This is a genomic window from Pedobacter terrae (genome assembly GCF_900100705.1).
Lineage (GTDB): Bacteria > Bacteroidota > Bacteroidia > Sphingobacteriales > Sphingobacteriaceae > Pedobacter > Pedobacter terrae.
On sequence record NZ_FNCH01000002.1, the window covers coordinates 289,186 to 308,642 of the forward strand.

At 37.1% G+C, this 19,457-nt stretch carries 19 protein-coding genes and 1 tRNA gene; 12 read left to right on the forward strand and 8 right to left on the reverse strand.

Annotated features, from left to right (window positions below; translation table 11 throughout):
* Nucleotides 1-384, reverse strand: a complete 384-nt coding sequence (locus BLR60_RS04385; RefSeq protein ID WP_090497193.1) for a hypothetical protein — start codon at nt 382-384, stop codon at nt 1-3.
* 160 nt (nt 385-544) lie between these two features.
* Between BLR60_RS04385 and BLR60_RS04390 the strand changes: the two genes are divergently transcribed.
* Nucleotides 545-937 carry a helix-turn-helix domain-containing protein gene (locus BLR60_RS04390; RefSeq protein ID WP_090497195.1) on the forward strand — a complete coding sequence of 131 codons (393 nt, stop codon included), beginning with the start codon at nt 545-547 and terminating at the stop codon, nt 935-937.
* 82 nt (nt 938-1,019) lie between these two features.
* Here BLR60_RS04390 and BLR60_RS24790 read toward each other — a convergent pair whose 3' ends face one another.
* The 3 genes from BLR60_RS24790 to BLR60_RS04400 all read right to left on the reverse strand — a co-directional run bounded on the left by BLR60_RS24790 (nt 1,020) and on the right by BLR60_RS04400 (nt 2,796).
* Entirely contained in the window at nt 1,020-1,166 is a 147-nt protein-coding gene (locus BLR60_RS24790) for a hypothetical protein (RefSeq protein WP_167354684.1), read from the reverse strand.
* A gap of 72 nt (nt 1,167-1,238) precedes the next feature.
* A complete protein-coding gene (locus tag BLR60_RS04395) occupies nt 1,239-2,540 on the reverse strand; it encodes a site-specific integrase (protein WP_090497198.1) in 1,302 nt (433 codons plus the stop codon).
* Between the two features lie 182 nt (nt 2,541-2,722).
* Nucleotides 2,723-2,796, reverse strand: a tRNA-Ile gene (locus BLR60_RS04400).
* Nucleotides 2,797-3,205: 409 nt separating this feature from the next.
* Between BLR60_RS04400 and BLR60_RS04405 the strand changes: the two genes are divergently transcribed.
* Complete coding sequence (locus tag BLR60_RS04405; protein ID WP_090497200.1) at nt 3,206-5,299, forward strand: HRDC domain-containing protein; 2,094 nt, start codon at nt 3,206-3,208, stop codon at nt 5,297-5,299.
* A gap of 76 nt (nt 5,300-5,375) precedes the next feature.
* Nucleotides 5,376-6,644, forward strand: coding sequence for an Hsp70 family protein (locus tag BLR60_RS04410; protein WP_090497202.1), 1,269 nt, complete (start codon nt 5,376-5,378; stop codon nt 6,642-6,644).
* Between the two features lie 801 nt (nt 6,645-7,445).
* On the opposite strand, the gene BLR60_RS04415 is transcribed toward BLR60_RS04410, so the two are convergent.
* From BLR60_RS04415 to BLR60_RS04425, 3 genes are all read right to left on the reverse strand, one after another.
* A complete protein-coding gene (locus tag BLR60_RS04415; protein ID WP_090497205.1) occupies nt 7,446-8,222 on the reverse strand; it encodes a helix-turn-helix domain-containing protein in 777 nt (258 codons plus the stop codon).
* A 268-nt stretch (nt 8,223-8,490) separates the two neighbouring features.
* A complete protein-coding gene (locus tag BLR60_RS04420) occupies nt 8,491-8,688 on the reverse strand; it encodes a S1 domain-containing protein (protein WP_143009027.1) in 198 nt (65 codons plus the stop codon).
* Between the two features lie 4 nt (nt 8,689-8,692).
* Entirely contained in the window at nt 8,693-8,881 is a 189-nt protein-coding gene (locus BLR60_RS04425; RefSeq protein ID WP_090497210.1) for a cold-shock protein, read from the reverse strand.
* 676 nt (nt 8,882-9,557) lie between these two features.
* Here BLR60_RS04425 and BLR60_RS04430 point away from each other — a divergent pair.
* The 3 genes from BLR60_RS04430 (at nt 9,558) to BLR60_RS04440 (ending at nt 13,665) form a co-directional block, all read left to right on the forward strand.
* Complete coding sequence (locus tag BLR60_RS04430) at nt 9,558-12,266, forward strand: PQQ-dependent sugar dehydrogenase (RefSeq protein ID WP_090497212.1); 2,709 nt, start codon at nt 9,558-9,560, stop codon at nt 12,264-12,266.
* Between the two features lie 434 nt (nt 12,267-12,700).
* Entirely contained in the window at nt 12,701-13,336 is a 636-nt protein-coding gene (locus BLR60_RS04435) for an HAD family hydrolase (RefSeq protein ID WP_090497214.1), read from the forward strand.
* An 8-nt stretch (nt 13,337-13,344) separates the two neighbouring features.
* The gene (locus BLR60_RS04440) at nt 13,345-13,665 is read left to right on the forward strand and encodes an Mpo1-like protein (protein ID WP_090497215.1); all 321 of its coding nucleotides are present in this window, start codon (nt 13,345-13,347) and stop codon (nt 13,663-13,665) included.
* Between the two features lie 362 nt (nt 13,666-14,027).
* Here the strand turns inward: BLR60_RS04440 and BLR60_RS04445 are convergent, their stop codons facing one another.
* Entirely contained in the window at nt 14,028-15,212 is a 1,185-nt protein-coding gene (locus tag BLR60_RS04445) for a proline dehydrogenase family protein (protein ID WP_090497217.1), read from the reverse strand.
* 94 nt (nt 15,213-15,306) lie between these two features.
* Here BLR60_RS04445 and BLR60_RS04450 point away from each other — a divergent pair, with 94 nt between their 5' ends.
* The 6 genes from BLR60_RS04450 to BLR60_RS04475 all read left to right on the forward strand — a co-directional run bounded on the left by BLR60_RS04450 (nt 15,307) and on the right by BLR60_RS04475 (nt 19,454).
* The gene (locus BLR60_RS04450) at nt 15,307-15,513 is read left to right on the forward strand and encodes an RNA-binding S4 domain-containing protein (protein WP_090497219.1); all 207 of its coding nucleotides are present in this window, start codon (nt 15,307-15,309) and stop codon (nt 15,511-15,513) included.
* Nucleotides 15,513-16,568: a 3-dehydroquinate synthase gene (gene aroB / locus BLR60_RS04455; protein ID WP_090497221.1), complete on the forward strand. Its 1,056-nt coding sequence runs from the start codon at nt 15,513-15,515 to the stop codon at nt 16,566-16,568. The genes BLR60_RS04450 and aroB overlap by 1 nt, the downstream gene beginning before the upstream one ends.
* A gap of 1 nt (nt 16,569) precedes the next feature.
* Nucleotides 16,570-17,532: a sterol desaturase family protein gene (locus BLR60_RS04460; RefSeq protein WP_090497223.1), complete on the forward strand. Its 963-nt coding sequence runs from the start codon at nt 16,570-16,572 to the stop codon at nt 17,530-17,532.
* A 256-nt stretch (nt 17,533-17,788) separates the two neighbouring features.
* Nucleotides 17,789-17,980: a hypothetical protein gene (locus BLR60_RS04465; RefSeq protein ID WP_090497225.1), complete on the forward strand. Its 192-nt coding sequence runs from the start codon at nt 17,789-17,791 to the stop codon at nt 17,978-17,980.
* Nucleotides 17,980-18,303 (forward strand): type II toxin-antitoxin system RelE/ParE family toxin, encoded by a 324-nt coding sequence (locus BLR60_RS04470; protein ID WP_090497227.1) that lies wholly within the window; start codon nt 17,980-17,982, stop codon nt 18,301-18,303. The genes BLR60_RS04465 and BLR60_RS04470 overlap by 1 nt, the downstream gene beginning before the upstream one ends.
* A 317-nt stretch (nt 18,304-18,620) precedes the next feature.
* Nucleotides 18,621-19,454, forward strand: coding sequence for a prephenate dehydratase (locus BLR60_RS04475; protein WP_090497229.1), 834 nt, complete (start codon nt 18,621-18,623; stop codon nt 19,452-19,454).
* Nucleotides 19,455-19,457 lie beyond the last annotated feature (3 nt).

Sequence of the window (19,457 nt, forward strand, 5' to 3'; positions counted from 1 at the left end):
CTATAAAGTTTTAAAAATATTAGTATGCCATTTCTCGATTATCTCGGCGTATTTTTGAGAATTTGAACCTTCTCCTGCCATTCCGAGTGATATGATCTTCTTAATGGGGGCCAAATGAAGTTTGTGATGTTTTGCTACTTTTAAGCCCTCAGTTTTTAACTGGGTTTCTTTAAACTTTTTAAAAATCGCAGTCGCTTCTGAATTGACACCTTCTTTTTCGTTAATTATGTAGTTATAAAATTTTACATGCCTCAGATAGGTAATAAGAGCTTGTTTGGGAGTGATATTTAAAAATTCACACATGATAATAAAGTCCTCAGGCAAATTGATCGAAATTGTCAACTCATGTTCGGCCCTTGGAATTTTGATTTGAGATTTTGCCATATTTTTTTGGTTTGCAGACAAAACAAAGGATCAGAACGGCAAATATTTAATTATTGGCTCAGATAAAACATTTAGAATGTTCGATAAAATATTCAGTTAATCTGATATTTTATTGGGATTAGCCTTACATTAGTCACTGAAGAAAAGTTAAATTTGCAAAATGGAAACTACTGACAATACAAACAATGTTCACATTGGACAAAATATCAAACGTATTAGGGAGATTAAAGGAATTAAGCAAGAAACCTTGGCTATTGAGTTAGGTGGCGAGTGGAATCAAAGCAAAGTCTCGTTGTTGGAAGGTAGGGAAAGTATTGAAGAGGACTTACTAAAGCAGGTTGCAGAAATATTAAACGTTACTCCCGAAATGATCGAAAAATACGATGAAAAGACTGTAAATAATTTTTTTAGCAATACTTTTCACGATACAAGTGTAAATAATGGGCCACTTGGCTATGTTTATCAATGCACTTTTAATCCGTTAGATAAGGTGGTTGAACTTTATGAGCGACTGCTAAAAAGTGAAGCTGCAAATAGAGACTTGCCTAAATAAATCTTATTAGCTCCGATTTTTGACAATCATAAATTGCTTATTAGTTTAGATTTCTAATATATAAAGTTAATATTCTGGGATACTATTTTCTTGCCATCCTATAGATGAAAAGTATCCAAACCGCAAATCCGACAATAAATGCTGGAAGAGGATTTTTCATATTTGTACCGGCCAATAATGCGCCAGTTCCTATAATGCAGGTCAGGAAAAATAATATTAAGTTTTTCATGTTTTTCTAATTTACAGTTTTAATCAAATAGAAACCAGCACAACTTTCAATGAAGCTGTGCTGGTATTAATATTAGGCAGCCTTTTTTATATTAGTTTTTGTTCTTGGTTTATCTAAGTATTTTTTGTCCATTCGGCGAAGAGAGTTTATAACATTACTTTGTACATCATCAACAATGCCCCAATCTTTTTCAATATAAATATCTGTTGTCCTGTGATCATTGTCAACATGATTGAGCGCTTGAGAGACATCATCCCGACTCATTCTACATGTATTTCTCGCGATAGTAGCAAAGCTATGTCTTGCCCAATAGAGTGTTAAGTCTGAAAGCCCTGCAATCTTGCGTAACTGTTTCATCCCCATTTGTAAAGACTTGTTAAGACCATTAACATTCACATAGCGAGCGCTCAATTTCTCCATATATTTTTCCAACAAAGGTTTAGCTTCGTCCACAATTTTTATGCTTATAAAGGCTTTATCTTTTCTTTGGTCTTGTGTTTTTGATCTGTTGTATTCAATTCGACCGTTAACTATATTTTTGTTCGTTAACCCATAAATGTCGACTGCATTTATCCCACATAAATAAAATGACAGCATATATAAGTCTCTTGCTATTTCTGCACGTCCATCTGGTCTAGTTGTACAATCCCTTAGTTTTTTAATTTGCTCCAAAGAGTGGTTTCTTTTTTTTGTAAGCGGTGGGCTACCAACTTTGTACTTCTTAAATGGATAATGTTTGATTTTATATATTCCCAAGTCCTCGTTATTGTATCTATTTCGGGCAGCATTGAACAAAGTCCGTAGGTCACGCATATGATTATACAATCCACTTTCACTAAGACCCTTAGTTTTTATTTCTTTGACGAAGCCTTTCTGACCACTCGGTCTTATAAGTATTCGGTCGCTTTTGAGATACCTTTCATAAGAAATCAGCATATTAGAGTTGATCTCTGTTATTGACACACTTTCTCTTTTGAAATAGTCAATCAAGCTATTTAGGATAACACGATGGTTGTGTGCTGTACCTGATTTACCATCGTTTTCACTTTGTGCAATATGAACCCTACAAAATTTAATAAAGTCGACTTCTGAATCGATGTCCAAAAGGTAGTCCTTTAAAGTTTCGGCTGTAAAGAAGTTAAGCTTTTCACCAAGCTCACTAATGACTTTACGATAGCTTTTAACTTGCTTGTCAATTAGCTCTTCAACAAAATTGTCTTTTATCTTCATTTTTGTGGTCAATTGTTTTTTAACCACATAGTGAACTGTGTCGATGTACCTTCTTTGGTTGTTGTGGTGGACACAGATTTTTACATTGTAGGTGCCATCTGCTTTTTTGTGATGTTCGAACACCTTGGCGCTAACGGTTGCCATAATCCTTGAAATTAGCACGCAAAAAACTGTAACGTATTTGTAACGGTTTTGCGTGGAGTTAAACAAAAAATTATGTAAAACCTGCATTTAGGGGGCATCCTAAAGCATAGTTGCTGACGGTAATCAGCATCAGAAAAAATAAAAAAACCGTCCTCAAATTTCTTTGTAAGACGGTTTTTTAGTGGGCCCAGCTGGGCTCGAACCAGCGACCAAGAGATTATGAGTCTCCTACTCTAACCAACTGAGCTATAGGCCCTTACGCTTCAATGTGCTGTCTGCGTGAGACAAATTTAGACAATTTTTCCGAGTTGGCTTCATCTTCTTTACCTTTGAAAAACCCTCAAAGGTTTGGTCTGAAGTTAAGCTCAAAATGCTTGTTTTCAATTCAATAGCTCTGTAGATTATGAGTCTTCTACTCTAACCAGCTGAGCTATAGGCCCGAAAAAAGGTATTCCTTTTTTGCGAGTGCAATGTTACAAATTTCAATTGAAATTAGGAAAATGTTTTCGGCATTTTTTCATAAAAAGAACAGATATAAACTCATTTTCAATCGCTTAAATTTAATTTCCATTTTGCAAGGACTTCTTTATCATTAAAAAATGTGGATAAAACACCTGCTCATCTACCCTCAAATCCATTTCGAATAGATTAATTTTGTAATTGATATGAATACGCCCGACCCGGACAACCAACTTCTTTTAGATTTTTTAGCCACCACCAATCAACCTGTTTTTTTAACCGGTAAAGCCGGAACGGGCAAAACTACCCTCTTGCGAAAAATCAGGGATACCACAAAAAAGAATTTCGCCATTGTTGCACCTACTGCAGTTGCAGCCATAAATGCTGGTGGCGTAACACTCCACTCCTTTTTTCAGATTCCTTTTGGCCCTTTGGTTCCGGTTGTTGATGAAAATGCTGAAACTAATTTTAAATATTCAGACGAAAAAACCAGACTCTTACGCTGTCTTGATTTATTGATCATTGATGAAATCAGTATGGTTAGGGTTGATCTGATTGACTTTATTGACCGTACTTTAAAACGTGTTAAAGGTTCAAACCGTCCCTTTGGTGGCGTTCAGGTGTTGATGATCGGCGATCTTTACCAGCTCTCGCCTATTTTTCACGATGCCTGGCATATTCTGGGCAGTTATTATTCCAGCCCTTATTTTTTTGATAGCCTGATTTTCAGGTCGACACCCATGCTTACGTTTACTTTAGATAAGGTTTACCGTCAATCAGACCCGTTATTTCTTGATATTTTGAACGGGATGCGGGATAATAGCCTCGATGCTGATCTTCTTGCCAAACTGAATGAACGTTACGATCTATCTTTAGATCAGGAATGGAAAGATGATTACATCACGCTGACCACGCACAACCAATTGGTTAACGAAATTAACGAAGGCTGTTTAGCGAAATTGCCCGGAGAAGTTTTCGAATTCAATGCTGAAGTTAATGGCGATTTCCCTAAAGACGCCTACCCTACCGACGAAAAACTTCAGTTAAAGCTGGGGGCACAGGTTATCTTCATCAAAAACGATTCTTCAGGTAAAAAGCAGTTCTATAATGGAAAAGCGGCTAAAATTACCGCAATTAGCCAGGACTCGATAAAAGTAACCTTTACCAATGGTGGCGGAGAAATCGAAGTAGAAAAAGAAATCTGGCAGAATGTTAAATATAGCCTGAGCAATGAGGAAAATAAAATTGACGAAACCAGCACCGGATCGTTCTCCCAATACCCGTTTAAACTGGCCTGGGCCATTACCGTGCACAAAAGCCAGGGTTTAACTTTTGATCAGGCAATAGTAGATGTAAGCACTGCATTTACCCACGGTCAGGCCTACGTGGCACTGAGCCGTTGCAGAAGTTTGGATGGACTTATCCTGAAATCCCCAGTAGTTGCTGAAAATATCATTACCGATGCTAAAGTAATCAGTTTCACAAAAGCTGCTCACCAGGATAAACCTAGCCCTGAGCTATTAGCCCGTTATACACAGCAATACACCTGGGGCTTGATTCATGAACTGTTGGATTTCTCGCTGATGGCCAAAGACTGGGAAAAACTCGGGCGTTCCAGACTAATCGATAAAGATGAGCAGAATGCCTTTTTATCTATTTACGAACAGGGAAACCAGATTTTTCAGCACGAAATCTTTAAAGTAGCCAGAAATTTTATTACCAAGGAATTTTCGAAAATTGATACGGATAAAAATCTGGCAGATGAAATTGCTTTTATAGAACGTTTGCAAAAAGCATCAGCTTATTTTGTTCCAAAACTAGAACAGCTCATTGCCTTAACGGCAAAAATTACGGCCATTAACTTTTATAATGATACACATTCTGATAAACTCCTTACAGTATTAACAGATTGTAAAGACGCACTCCAGATCAAGCTGGCTTTATTTAAAATTTCCTGGAGTCCATTTTCCATTAAAGATTATATCAGTACCTTACACGCTGCAGGCAATAAACAACCAGAAAAAAAGCCGGTTAAATCGAGTATTAAACCCAAAGAAATTTCCAATCCTCAGGTTTACAAAAACCTGGTCGAATGGCGTAAAACAATTGCGCAGCAACGCGGCACGCAGGATTATGCGGTACTTTCTGATTTAGCATTACTTTCCATTGCCGAAAAAATGCCCAGAACTACCGATCAACTGGCAGCACTAAAAAGCGTAGGCATTGGAAATGCAAAAGAACTCGGCCAGCAGATTACCCGCATTGTTAATGCCCATTTGGGCACCAGCGAGTTATTTTAAAAAAATTTAGTTCTTAAACAATTTTTTAATACTTTCGCAACCCCATTTTAGCCCGCCAACCACAGCATAGCAAGCCATGAGCAAGTTTTTATACGGAATCGATTTTGGTACAACCAATTCGGCACTATCTATTTACGATGAAGAAAAGAAGGAAATTGTAGATACAATTTCTATCCCATCATTAATTTATTTTACAGAAGTAAAAAGCTTTGTTGATGGCGAAAGCCATATCGTTGGCGAAAAAGCAATTGATGCTTATTTAAGCGACGGCATGAAAGGCCGTTTTATCAAATCCATTAAACAGATCCTCTCCAGAACTACTTTTACCGAAACACGGATCCATAATAAACGGTATACGGCTTCTGATCTGGTTACTTTGATTCTTAAAGATTTAAAAGCGAAAGCGGATGAGATTATTGGCGAAGACTGCCACAAGGCTATTATAGGTCGACCGGTTTTCTTTGATGATGATAATACCATGAAAGACACCCTGGCGCAAACCAGGCTAAAAAAGGCAGCAGAAAGTGCCGGTTTTACCGATGTCCGTTTTCAGTTTGAACCGATTGGCGCTGCTTTTGCCTACGAAAAAACCATTACCAAAAAAGAACGTGTTTTAGTAGCCGATCTGGGTGGTGGAACAACAGATTTCACCTTCCTTATTCTTGATCCGGATAAGGTAGGCAGCAAAGACCGTAAAAATGATATGATTGCTTCTGGCGGCATCTATATTGGTGGCGATAGTCTGGACTCGGCATTTATGTGGGATAGAGGAACACCCTATTTTGGAAAAAACACGTTGTACGAGGCCACACCAGGTAAAGTTTTAAATGTGCCTAAATCGCTTTTTGCAAATATCTGCACCTGGGATAAAATGAATTTCTTTAACGGTTTAAAAATCCAGAAAGAGATTGAAGAATATTATTATTATTCCGGAAACGATCCTAAATTCAAGAACCTGATTACCTTAATCGAAAATAACCTGGGTTATTCGCTATTCAGATCGATAGAGAAAACCAAGATTGAACTTTCTGACCAACCTAATTCTACCTTCGCCTACAGCAATATGGAAATTGAGATCGATGAAAACATTTCGCTCGAGCAATATAATTCCATCATCGAAAAAGATATTAATAAAATAGATACCTATCTGGATCAGTTTATGGAAACATACAAAATAAACCCTGCAGATATTGACTGTTTGTTTTTAACCGGAGGAACATCAATGGTATCGGCTGTACAAAATTTATTTAAATCGAAATTTCCGCACATTCCATTAAACTCTGGCGATAATTTTAAAAGTGTGGCCAAAGGATTGGCTTACAGCGGTTATCTGTTTGAAAATTAATTACAGGTTAAAGCTACAGCATGGAATCTAAGACATGCAGCATCTTTTATTCCCGGGAAGACAGGAGAGCAAAAACACTGATTTAGATTTGGAGCGCAAGGTCTGTACAAAACATTAACTTTCTTCCCGTTTTCGCCGCCTCTTACCTCCTTGCTGCAGGGTGACATGTCAGCAGGGCCAAATTGGCCGATACAGTATTCCACTTTTCAGGTTAAATGATGCACAAACCGCTATTCCTAAACCTGATTGAGCGGAATAGCCCACAGCGAGGATTATAAGCGAAAGCAGGACTGAAATTGCCAAGAAACACTGCACGCCCATTTCCTAAAAAACATTTATTAAAAGGGGAGCGCACAGCCTATACAAAACATTAACTTTCTTCCCTTTTTTCGCAGGTATTTATTTGCAATTTATTATGTGCACAATAAGTCTTCAACTACGCTCAGACGCACAATGCTTAACTTTAAAATATTTGGTAATGCTAAGTTTTTTTTTTAAACAGATTTCAATTAACTAAATCCAGGGTTTCTCCCTTGTAAAATAGCCGCATTCACAATTGTAAATACTAAAATACAAATAGGTAATATATTTAGGAATATTTCTTCTTCTTTAGATGAAGATTTCATAATTTAGCAGACATAAAATTGGTGCGGCTGATACAATAGATACAGTTGAGCAAAGCTTTACGCGTTAGGCGGGAAACAATTAATGTGGTGAGGTCTGGAATAGCTGTTTTCTAGAAGGGATGAAATCAACTTGATGACATTTCTTTGGCAGACGCACCAATTTTTTCTTTCCATTTCAGCTTAAACGGCTAAATTGCAATACCGACACGCCTTTATGTCTTTTAAAACTGGTGCTAAAATTTGTGGTCTGTTCAAAACCCAATAATTTAGCTATTTCATCAATCGTGTAATCGCTATGAAGCAATAATTCTTCCGCCTCCCGCATAATACGATCTTTAATGAGCACAGTGAAACTTTTTCCAAGCACCCGATCTAAAAATTTATTCAATTTTCCAGGACTCATGCCCATTCCTTCGGCATAAAACTGAATGGATCTTTCCTGCTTATAAAACTGTTCTAAAATTGCCCGAAATCTTAATACCTGCTGTAAATCATCTAAAGTTAATGCCGCAAGATAGCCATCTAAACCAGCCGTAAAACCCAAAAAAAGCGATAAATATTGTGCTAAAAAAGACATATCTCTTTTATGATCAATTTCTTTTTTCAACTGATCGAGTAAACTATAAGTTTTAATTGATTTTTGTGGATCGAGATCCCGGAAAGATAAATTTAAAAAGAGATTTTTAGCCTGGGGATCTAAATGCTGCAATAAAAATTCTGCATACAACAAACTACTGAAGCTCAGCCAAAAGCCTGAAGTTATTTCGCCATCTAACCTAACCAAACCTTCTTCCGGAATAAAAAAAATCCGACCATTTAACAGGGCATAATCGCCAGAATTCATACATAAAAAGCCTTTTCCCTCACGTATAATCAGCATGCGCATGGGATATATGGCCTGTAACGCACGCTCTCTCCGAAAAAAACCTTTAATTGGCTCTAGCTGGATCATAAAAATTTAAGGATAAACAACCGTAAGACCAAATTTACCTGGTTTGGTTACAAGTTGCTAAAATAAATTATTATAACGAGCAATTAATTTTTAGCTATGAAAGTTAAACTATGTGTGATTATTACGTGGTTTAGTGGGAGCACTTTTTCTTTGGGATGCGCTATTCCTAAACCATTTCCTTCGACATCATCACTAATAAGCCTCTGAAACTGCTTGTCATTAGATCACAATACCTTAAAAATAGAATAAAGATATTCTTTAATGCTACCTAGGCAGATAACACAATTACCTTTGTGGCTTCGATGCCATGCGGTGTAAATTCAATATCAAACTGAACAATGTTACTGGTTTTTATGGGGTCAACCACACCATGGGCAAAAACGCTCAATTCTCTACCGCCATTTGATGGTATAATAGTACCCATCCCTTCTTCCGGATTATAAAACTTTACTGTACCTAATCTCATCGAATTACTGAATCTTTTTAACATTAACTGCATTAGCACCTTTTTTCCCTTGCGACACCTCAAATTCTACCCGATCATGCTGACTTATTTTATCAGCTAAGCCAGTAACGTGAACAAAAATTTCTTCTCCATCTTCTGTTATGATGAAACCAAATCCCTTAGATTCATTATAAAATTTTACTGTTCCCTGCATTTTTATTTAGAATTTAATCCATAAACATACAAAAAGCAAAAAAGGTTTAGCCAATAAATAGATTTCTTTACCCGATTAATAGATCAGGCAATAAATGATGAGGATTTAGCAATAAACATGTCAAGCGAGCGCCGACAATGTCATAACAAAGGCCGTGAGTGTTCACTATAGCAAATTCAGTAATCCTGTATTTTATAGGATACTGCATTGCAGAAAATGAATCCAATTACCTGGGCACAGAATTTAACGACTTATAAAAGGAGAAAGATATTCTTTAGAATAGATTAACTCTTTTTCCCACTAAAAATCACAAAAAAAACACTAAGACCACCTAACAGGAAAACTATTCCAAGAATCAAATTTACTTTATCGTTCATCACGTAATGTACAGATTAAAATCACAATGACAATAGACTGACATAAAATAATTTCAAAAACAACCTTTGGTTGTACGATTCCTGAAATTTAATTAACCTGCTTCTGCAGATACTAAAAAGAACACTTAAACAACAAATAACTGAATACTAAACAATTAAAAATTAAAATAGAAACACTAATAGGTATATTTTCAAAATTTCACTAATATTTAATCTAATTGGCTTCGCATAAATTTTGATACAATACTACAGGCAATAAAAGTATATCCTATATTTATTAAAAATCTTCAACCAAATAAATGAAAACGACCTTTACCCTCTTGCTATCTGCCATTGCACTTATATTGATATCGGCAACTACACTAAACAAGAAAGTTTATGAAAGCAAAGCTTTCGATTTCTTTCCAAAACATAAAATAGATACGCCAGACCAGGACCGCTTTGTTAAAGTTACCCTTGCACAGGGAGAATTTACAGAGCCTACCGAAATGACCATACTCCCAAATCTGGATATTTTGGTTGCCCAGCGCAGGGGCGAAGTGTTGATTTATAAAAACCAGACAAAAAAAATTAAAGAAGCTGGTAAACTTGATGTTTATTTCAAAACCAATACCCCGAATGTAAATGCAGAAGAAGGTTTATTGGGCATGGCCGCAGACCCAAAATTTGCTGTAAATAAATACATTTATCTTTTTTATAGTCCGTTTGACAAATCTGTCAACCGACTTTCGAGATTTAAGTTGGTTAACGATCAGATTGTTAAAGAATCAGAAAAAATTGTGCTCGAATTCTATTCTCAGCGCGAAATATGCTGCCATACCGGCGGTTCCATTGCTTTTGGATCAGATAACCTGCTCTATGTATCAACAGGTGATAATTCTACCCCATTTGATGCACCAAAACAACAATATGTAAATAAAGGTTATGCCCCGTTAGATAACAGGAAGGGATTTGAACAATACGACTCCAGGAGATCAGCTGGTAACACCAACGATTTAAGGGGAAAAATACTCAGGATTAAGGTGAATGAAGATGGTACCTATAGTATACCGGAAGGCAACCTTTTCCCTAAAGACAATCCGAAAACGAGACCTGAAATTTATGTAATGGGTAACAGAAACCCTTACCGTATTTCGGTCGATCAGAAAACCAACTTTTTATACTGGGGCGAAGTTGGTCCCGATGCCACTAACGATGATCCGCTAAGGGGCCCGAGAGGTTACGATGAGATGAACCAGGCCCGTAAGGCAGGTAATTTTGGCTGGCCCCTATTTATCGGTAATAATTACCCTTACAAAGCCTACGATTATACCAATGGCGAAAACGGGAATGCATTCGATCCTCAATCGCCGATAAATAACTCACCAAACAATACGGGTTTAGAAAAACTTCCACCTGCACAACCAGCCTATATCTGGTATCCTTATGGCGAATCAAAAGAGTTTCCACAAGTGGGTGCAGGCGGCCGTACCGCCATGGCTGGCCCGGTATATTATGCCACAGCGAACTCACCTTACCCTACTTATTATAACGGAAAGCTGATTATTTATGAATGGGTACGTGGATGGGTTAAAGCGGTAACAATGAATGCCCAGGGAGATTACGTCAGTATGGAGCCATTTATGGCTAACGTTTCTTTAGCCGCACCTATTGATATGGAATTGGGACCAGATGGAAAAATATATGTCCTGGAATATGGCAAAGGCTGGTTTAGCAAAAACCCTGATGCTGCAATTACCAGAATTGATTATCTGAAAGGCAATCGTCCTCCGGCTATTGAACGCCTTAGTATTGCGAAACCCAGTGGTTTACTACCTTATAAAATGATGGCAACTGTTATCGCTAAAGATCCAGATGGTGGCCCGTTAAAATATGTATGGAATTTAGGGAAAGGAATTACCAAAACTACCAATACGCCAACATTAACTTATACTTTTACTAAAAAGGGAGAATATCCGGTAAGTGTTACCGTGATAGATAATAGCAAAGCTTCGGCAAAAAGCCAGGTGATACCTGTTTATGCAGGAAACGAACACCCAACTGTAGCCATTAACTTAAGCGGTAACAAGAGCTTTTATTTCCCTAATAAAACAATTGATTATAAAGTGTTAGTGAGTGATAAAGGTGCGAAAGTAAATACGAACCGCATCTACATCTCAAATACTTATACAGAAGGGACCGATTTAGCTGGGGCACAATTGGGGCATCAGCAGGCGGCACAAACGCTGGTTGGCAAAGCGCTTATGCTGAAATCTGATTGTAGCACCTGCCACAAAGAATCAGCAGTTTCCATCGGCCCTGCTTTCGATAAAATTGCAGCAAAATACAAGAACGATAGTAAAGCAGTTGATTACCTGGCCTCGAAAGTAATTGGTGGTAGCCATGGCGTTTGGGGTGAAGTACCAATGCCTGCACACCCTGCAATGAAAGAAGCTGAAGTGAAAAAAATTACCGAATGGATTATGACTTTGGGCAACAAAGAGGCCGTTAAAGCCTCACTGCCGACTTTAGGAAAAATTGTTCCTGCAACAGCTGCAGATAAAAAGAAAACGGTATTTACGTTAAAAGCAACCTATACCGACGCAGGAGCTGCAGGATTAAAACCTTTAACCACTACAAACGTAATCAACCTGAAAAGCAATATCATTGATGCTGATGACATTAAAGACTTTGAAGGTTTTGAACGTAAAGACATTTATGGTGGCGAAAAACTCATTCTCACCAAAGACAACGGTTGGATAGCCATCAAAAATGTGGATTTAACAGATATTTCAGGTTTTAGCTATTCATTCCGGAACCTTGACCCTGAATCGGATGGAGAAATCGAAATCAGATTGGACGATAGTAAAGGGATCATGATTGGAAAGTCTACCTTTAGAAAAGCTGTACCCATCCAAATAATTTCGGATGGAAAACAACATGATATCTATTTCGTATTTAAAACGCTAAAAACGGGTGATAAGAAAAAGCGGACCATAATCCAATCGATTACTGTAGAGCCTAAGTAAAGGATTTTGACATTGGATTCCGGCTTACACGGGAATTCAATGTCAATTAAGTTAATCATAAATAATACGTCATCAATCCTGAGCAATAATTTATAATATAAAAATCAATATGATTGACAGATAAAATTTATTAGGTAATATCCATCAAGAATCGTCATTCCCACTTGATCCGATGACTATACGGATGGGAACCTTAAAACGTGCATTAAGATTCCCGCATGCGCGAGATCCGATAGCTATCGGATGACGACCGAACTGGTGGATTCTGTCAATGATAGCTTATCGAAGGACTTCTAAAGCATCTTACCTAGGTTTTGGACAGGCCAACATAACATCAAGAAGCGCATCTCGGCTTGCAAAACCTCATTTTATTTAAAAAAAACATGATTTAATATCCATCATTGATATCTTTGCAGCAAATACGGATGAATTCCATGCAAAACATTAAAAATATAATTTTCGATTACGGAAACGTAATATTTGATATCGATTTCAAAATTGCTCAGGCTTCTTTTCAAAAACTGGGCATTACTGATATCGAAAATTTCTTTGCGCACAAAGCGCATAACCAATTATTTGATGATTTTGAAACCGGTGCCATTTCACCATCCGAATTTAGGGAAGGAATTAGAAATGCCGCAGGCAAACCTGAATTAACTGACGAACAGATTGATGACGCATGGAACAGCCTGTTAATTGGAACCATACAGGAAAACCATGATTTACTACTGGAAGTAAAAGAAAAATACCGTACTTTTTTGTTGAGCAACAACAACGAAATCCACTACGATTGGATTATCAATTACCTGAAAGCGACCTTCCAGATTAATGATTACGATGCCTATTTTGAGAAAGCTTATTTCTCGCAACACATGAAACTGCGTAAACCCAACACCAATATTTTTGAGCAGGTGTTAAAAGAAAACAACCTAAATCCTGCTGAAACCCTATTTATCGATGATAGTCCACAACATATTGAAGGCGCTAAAAAAGTGGGATTAAACGCATTGTTAATGACCGAAAAACCGGCACAGTTGGGTGCCTTCCTAAAAGCGAACGGAATTTTGTAAATTAGCAGATGTCAGAAAAAAAGTATAAGTCGCTAAAAGAGTTCTACCCATTTTATTTATCAGAACATCATAATACCACATCGCGTGTTTTACATTTTATCGGTACGGGCTTGGTTTGCCTGGCTTTCTTTACCGGATTCCTTTTTCACAACTGGCATTTTTTTCTGACTATACCGGTACTGGGCTATGGCTTTGCATGGGTTGGCCACTTCTTTTTTGAGAAAAACAAACCGGCTACTTTTCAGTATCCGGGTTATAGCTTAGTTAGCGATTTTATCCTGTTCTACGATCTTTTATCCGGCAAACAATCTTTTGCAGTGAAAAAATAGTTTTTAGTAGTTTAAAACTACCTTTCCATTTAAACTCGATCCGATAATTATTGGATGAAGCGGCATCCCCCAATCCTTCATTGGGGATACAGCGCAAAGCGAGGCTGCATGTTCCGAAGGGTTACTGCACACTCATTTCCAAAAAAACAACGAAAAACATAATACATGAAAGATGCTGAAATAGATTCAGCATGACGATACAAAACGAAAAATCGTCTTCTCGACTGAAGCGCAGCGAAATGGAGAGATCTGCTAGATATAGATTTCTCGACTACGTTGTACTCCGCTCGAAATGACGACGCTGTTAACTGAAAACCACCAACTGTGAACTGAAAACTGAATACTGCTAACTGAAAACTGAACTACAGCTTCCTTCTTTTCAATTCCCTTTCAATCAAACCTAACTCACGGCCTGTTTGCCCTGCCACCGAAGTATTTTCCTGTGCTCTTCTGAACAGATAAGGCATTACGGCTTTAATCGGTCCGTAAGGAACATATTTTGCCACGTTATAATTCGAATCGGCAAGATTAAAACTTAAGTTATCGCTCATACCCAATAACTGGGCAAAGTATACATGAGGATGATTGTGCGTGATATTTTTTTCATCCAAAAGGTAAGTCAATAAACGGCTGCTATCTTCATTATGCGTTCCGGCAACAATGGCAATATCTTCAATATGATCAACACAATAGCGTAAAGATTCGTTGTAATCACGGTCTGAAGCTGCTTTATCCGGTTGAATAGGCGAAGTATAGCCCATTTCCGCGGCACGTTTACGTTCTTTTTCCATGTAAGCACCACGTACCATTTTTACGCCTAGAATAAAGCCATCAGCTTTGGCAATTAAATGGTCAGCTTTCATATCTGCCAGCTTATCATGGCGGTACATCTGGTAAGTATTATAGACGATAATCCGCTCACGGTTAAATTTACGCATCATATCCAAAGCCAACTCATCAATGGTATCCTGAATCCAGGTTTCTTCAGCATCAATCATAATGGGCACCGCTTTATCATAAGCTGTTTTACAGATCATTTCGCAACGCAGTTTCACTTTTTCATACTCTGTCAGTTCTGCTGCAGTTAAAGTTTCTTTGGCATCCAGCTTCTGTAATAATGCAAAACGGCCTATACCCGTTATTTTGAAAACCGTAATCGGAATTTTGGCATCGCCATCGGCACGTACAATGGTGCGGATAATTTCGGCACAGGTTTCGTCAAACACCTGCTCTTCTTCTTCTCCCTCTACAGAATAATCTAAAATGGTACCTACCCCGCCTTTAGCTAATTGCTCAATGGCTTTATTACATTCTGCAATGGTTTCGCCGCCACAAAACTGCTGAAAGATGGTTACTTTGATAGCGCCCTGAATCGGCAAACCGATATTTAAAAAGAAGTTGGTAATAGCCGGACCAACTTTGGTCAGAAAATTATTTCCGATCATTTTAAAAAGCCAGTATGCCTTTTTCAGCTCATGATTAGATTTTTGACGGAAAGCAATTTCCGTGTTATCGAAATTAGGCTGTTTCTTGGTGGATAAATCCATTTTTTACGATATAATAAGTCAGATTGATGCAAAATTATAAAAAGCATTGGTTGTTAAAACTAAAAACCTCTAAATAATCGTATTTTTGCATAAAATGATACAATTCAAATTAGAGGGCGAATTTATTCCATTGATCCAACTGTTAAAAGCAAGCGGATTGGTTGGCAGTGGCGGTGATGCCCAAACCGTTGTTGAAGATGGTTTAGTAAAAACCAACGGCGAGGTTGAATTCCGCAAGCGCTATAAGGTTCGGGTTGGTGATATTATTACTTTTGGCGAAAATAAAATAGAAATTATTTAATGGAACCACTTAGCAGCGCAGGCCATACCCTTTATTTCGAAAGCAATTTAGCCGCTTTAAAAGTACTTTTAGCCAGCAACAAATACAGCAAAATTTTTGTATTGGCTGATGAACATACGAGTGAAATATGCTTACCGCTTTTTCAATCAATTTTAGATTTTTCTGAATTCGACCTGATCGAAACTTCAGCAGGCGAAGAAAACAAAAACATCGATTTCTGTATCGGAATCTGGAAAACCTTATTGGATTTTGAAGCCGACCGTAAAAGCCTGATGATTAACCTGGGCGGAGGTGTAATTACCGATATGGGTGGTTTTATTGCTTCTACTTATAAACGCGGAATAGATTTTATTAATATCCCTACTACCCTCCTTTCGCAGGTTGATGCTTCGGTTGGCGGTAAAACGGGAATTGATATCGACAATGTAAAAAACATGGTTGGAACATTTACCCTGCCACAAATGGTTTTTATCGAAACTGCGTTTTTAAAAACGCTGCCAGAACGCGAACTTTTATCGGGTTTTGCCGAAATGATTAAACATGGTTTAATTTACGACAAACCTTATTACGAGAAATTAAAAGCAAGCGATTATTTAACACCAGCGGCGGCAGATATTTACCGCTCAGTTGAAATTAAAAATGAGGTGGTCACCATCGATCCACACGAGAAAAACCTGCGTAAGATTTTAAACTTCGGGCATACCATTGGTCATGCCATTGAAGGTTATTCTTTGGCAAATGACGAAAATCCCTTAACACACGGTGAAGCTATTGCCATTGGTTTTGTATGTGAGGCAGCACTTTCAATCAATAACAGTACGCTCAGTACAGAAGAATTGGAAGATATCAGCAGATATATCTTATCGTTATATCCTAAATATCACATCAAAAAAGAAATCTACAACACCCTCTTGGAATTGATGAAAAGTGACAAAAAGAACGAAGATGGAAACATCCTTTTCTCACTTTTAGAACGCATAGGTAAATGCACGTTTAACTGCCGTGTAAGTACAACAGATATTTTAAGCAGTTTAGATTATTATAACAGTTTATAAAATGAAATATACCGGAAGTGATATTTCTGTTATCGGGCTATTTAGCTTCGTCATCGTTTTAACCCTGGTTGAAATGTATTTTAGCTACCAGCATGACAGAAAATTATATACCAAACGCGATACCTGGACGAACATCTACCTGATGACAGCAGCCGTTGTGATTAATTTAGGTACCAAAACGTTTACTTTTTTCTTATTGGCTTACTGCTACCAGTTTCGATTGTTCCAGATTTCTAATGTTTGGGTCTATTGGATTGTGCTTATTTTGGCGCAGGATTTTTTATACTGGTTTTTACACACCGTTGGGCATTACGTACGCTTTTTCTGGGCCATGCATGTCACACATCACTCCTCTGAACACTTTAACTTAACCACCGGTTTCCGTTCAACTGTTTTTGAGCCTTTGTACAGGGTTTTCTTTTATCTTCCACTGGCATTTATGGGCTTTACAGCGGTTGATATTCTTTTTGCCTATTTGGTTACCCAAATCTATGGTAACCTGGTTCATACCCAATACAATATTAAATTCCCAAAATGGTATGAGTATATTTTTGTAACGCCATCTCATCACCGGGTACACCATGCCAGCAATGTGCGCTACCTTGATAAAAATATGGGCATGGTATTAATTCTTTGGGACAGATGGTTTGGAACCTTCCAGGCCGAATTACCAGAGGATAAAGTTAAATATGGATTAACCACCCAACCTACCGATACCGGACCGGTAAACATTATTTTCCATGAATTTATTGCTTTAACAGCAGACGTAAAAAAGGCCCCGACCTTTATGGATAAAGTGAAATACATTTTCAATCCACCAGGATGGAGCCATGACGGAAGTACTAAAATTGCTAAAATTATGCAGCAGGAATTACTTGAGGAGGAAAAGATGAAATACGAAGAACTGCAACACCAAAAAGTAAAAGGACTTAACGATCGGGGAGAACTAAGTTCTACAGGATAAAAAATATTAATTTGTTTAAGCTAATGGTCTGTGTCCTACAGACCATTTTTTGTTAATATCTTATTTAATTTTCAATCAAAGATGTACACAGATTAACAGTGATGAAGTTTTTGTGTGCTAAAAATATTTTGGTTCCTGAGCGGTCGGGAATATTAATCCTCTAAACGTATATATTTTAGATTTTACAGCCCCTTTTACACACCGCTCATTACCTATTTAAGATATAATTTGTATTTTTGATATAAACTTTTATACGATGACAACGTTAACCATACAAGTTAAAGATAACGACACTGAATTTCTTTTAGAAGTAATTAAAAGAATTAACGGCAAAGTAATCCAATCTTCGAAGAAAGAGAATTTGCTTAATGGTATAAAACAAGGAATAAAAGAAGCTAAAGATATTAAAGAGGGTAAAATTGCCCCGCTCTCTCTAAATGATATATAATGGCTGAAATTAAAATACTATATTCTCCCATTTTTATAAAAAAAGCTAAGCAATTAAAAAAGAAACACTTATCATTAATTAGCGATCTATCTCAATTAGAATCGATATTACTAGAAAACCCCTATACAGGCACACCTTTAGGAAACAACATTTTCAAAATAAGAATGGCTGTTAAAAGCAAGGGAAAAGGAAAAAGTGGTGGATATAGAGTAATCACCTATTTACAAAATGAAGATGAGATCAATATGATTTATATCTATGACAAATCAGAGGAAGCTACCATTACAAAAAAAGATATTCAGAAAATAATTGATAGTTTATAAAACTACTAAAGCTTCTATCAAATAGAAATCTGCTTTTACCCTATTTTAAGCTACAAAAGACCAATCCATAAACCAGCCCATTTCTAACAAAATTAAATTTTATTAAAAATATTTTCAATTTCATATTGACAAATTAAATTTTGTTATTACATTTGGCTCAACAAAAAAAGAAATGCAAAACACAAACACATATTACTTTGGTTACTTTTACTATTTTAGTGAGAGCCGGGGCTAATATGCAAAAAGATATATAACAATATTAAAATGTATAAAAAAGTCCCGGCAAACAGCCGGGACTTTTTTGTTTTAACGCAAAAATGGAAACGACAAAACGAGTAGCAATTCAGGGTATTAAAGCATCTTTTCACGAAGAAGCTGCGTACAAATTTTTTGGTAAAGACATTGAAACTGTTGAGTGTAATTCTTTTAAAGAGACTTGCGACAAGCTGGAAAAAAACGAGGCTGATTTCGTAGTCATGGCTATCGAAAACTCTATCGCCGGCAGTTTATTGCCAAACTATACACTGATCAGGGATTTTGGTTTTTCAGTTGTGGGCGAGGTTTACTTACCTATCCAATTGCACTTAATGGCGTTACCCGGCGTAAAGTTTGAAGATATAAAAGTAGTCACCTCACATCCTATCGCCATCCGTCAGTGTATCGATTTCTTTTATGATTATCCACACATTAAAATTGTAGAAAGCAACGATACGGCAGCCTGTGCAAAACGGATCCAGGAAGAACAATTAACCGATACCATGGCTATTGCAAACAGTTTAGCTGCAGAACTTTACGGCTTAAACATTTTAGAACGCCGTGTAGAATCGAACAAGAAAAACTATACCCGTTTCCTGATCCTTAAAAAAGACAAAACAGACGAAGGCAAAAAAATAAACAAAGCCTCCATTTGCTTTCAGGTTGGCCACAAGGCCGGTTCATTGGCAACCGTGTTAAATATTTTCGCAGAACAAGAGGTAAGCTTAACAAAAATACAATCTATGCCTGTTTTAGGTAAAAGAAACGAATATTACTTTTACGTAGACTTAGAGTGGCCAAGTACCGAAAAATACGATAAGGCCATTAGAAAGGCATTAAAATATACATCGAACTTTAACATATTAGGAGAATATCAAAAGAACGATAAAGTATAAATA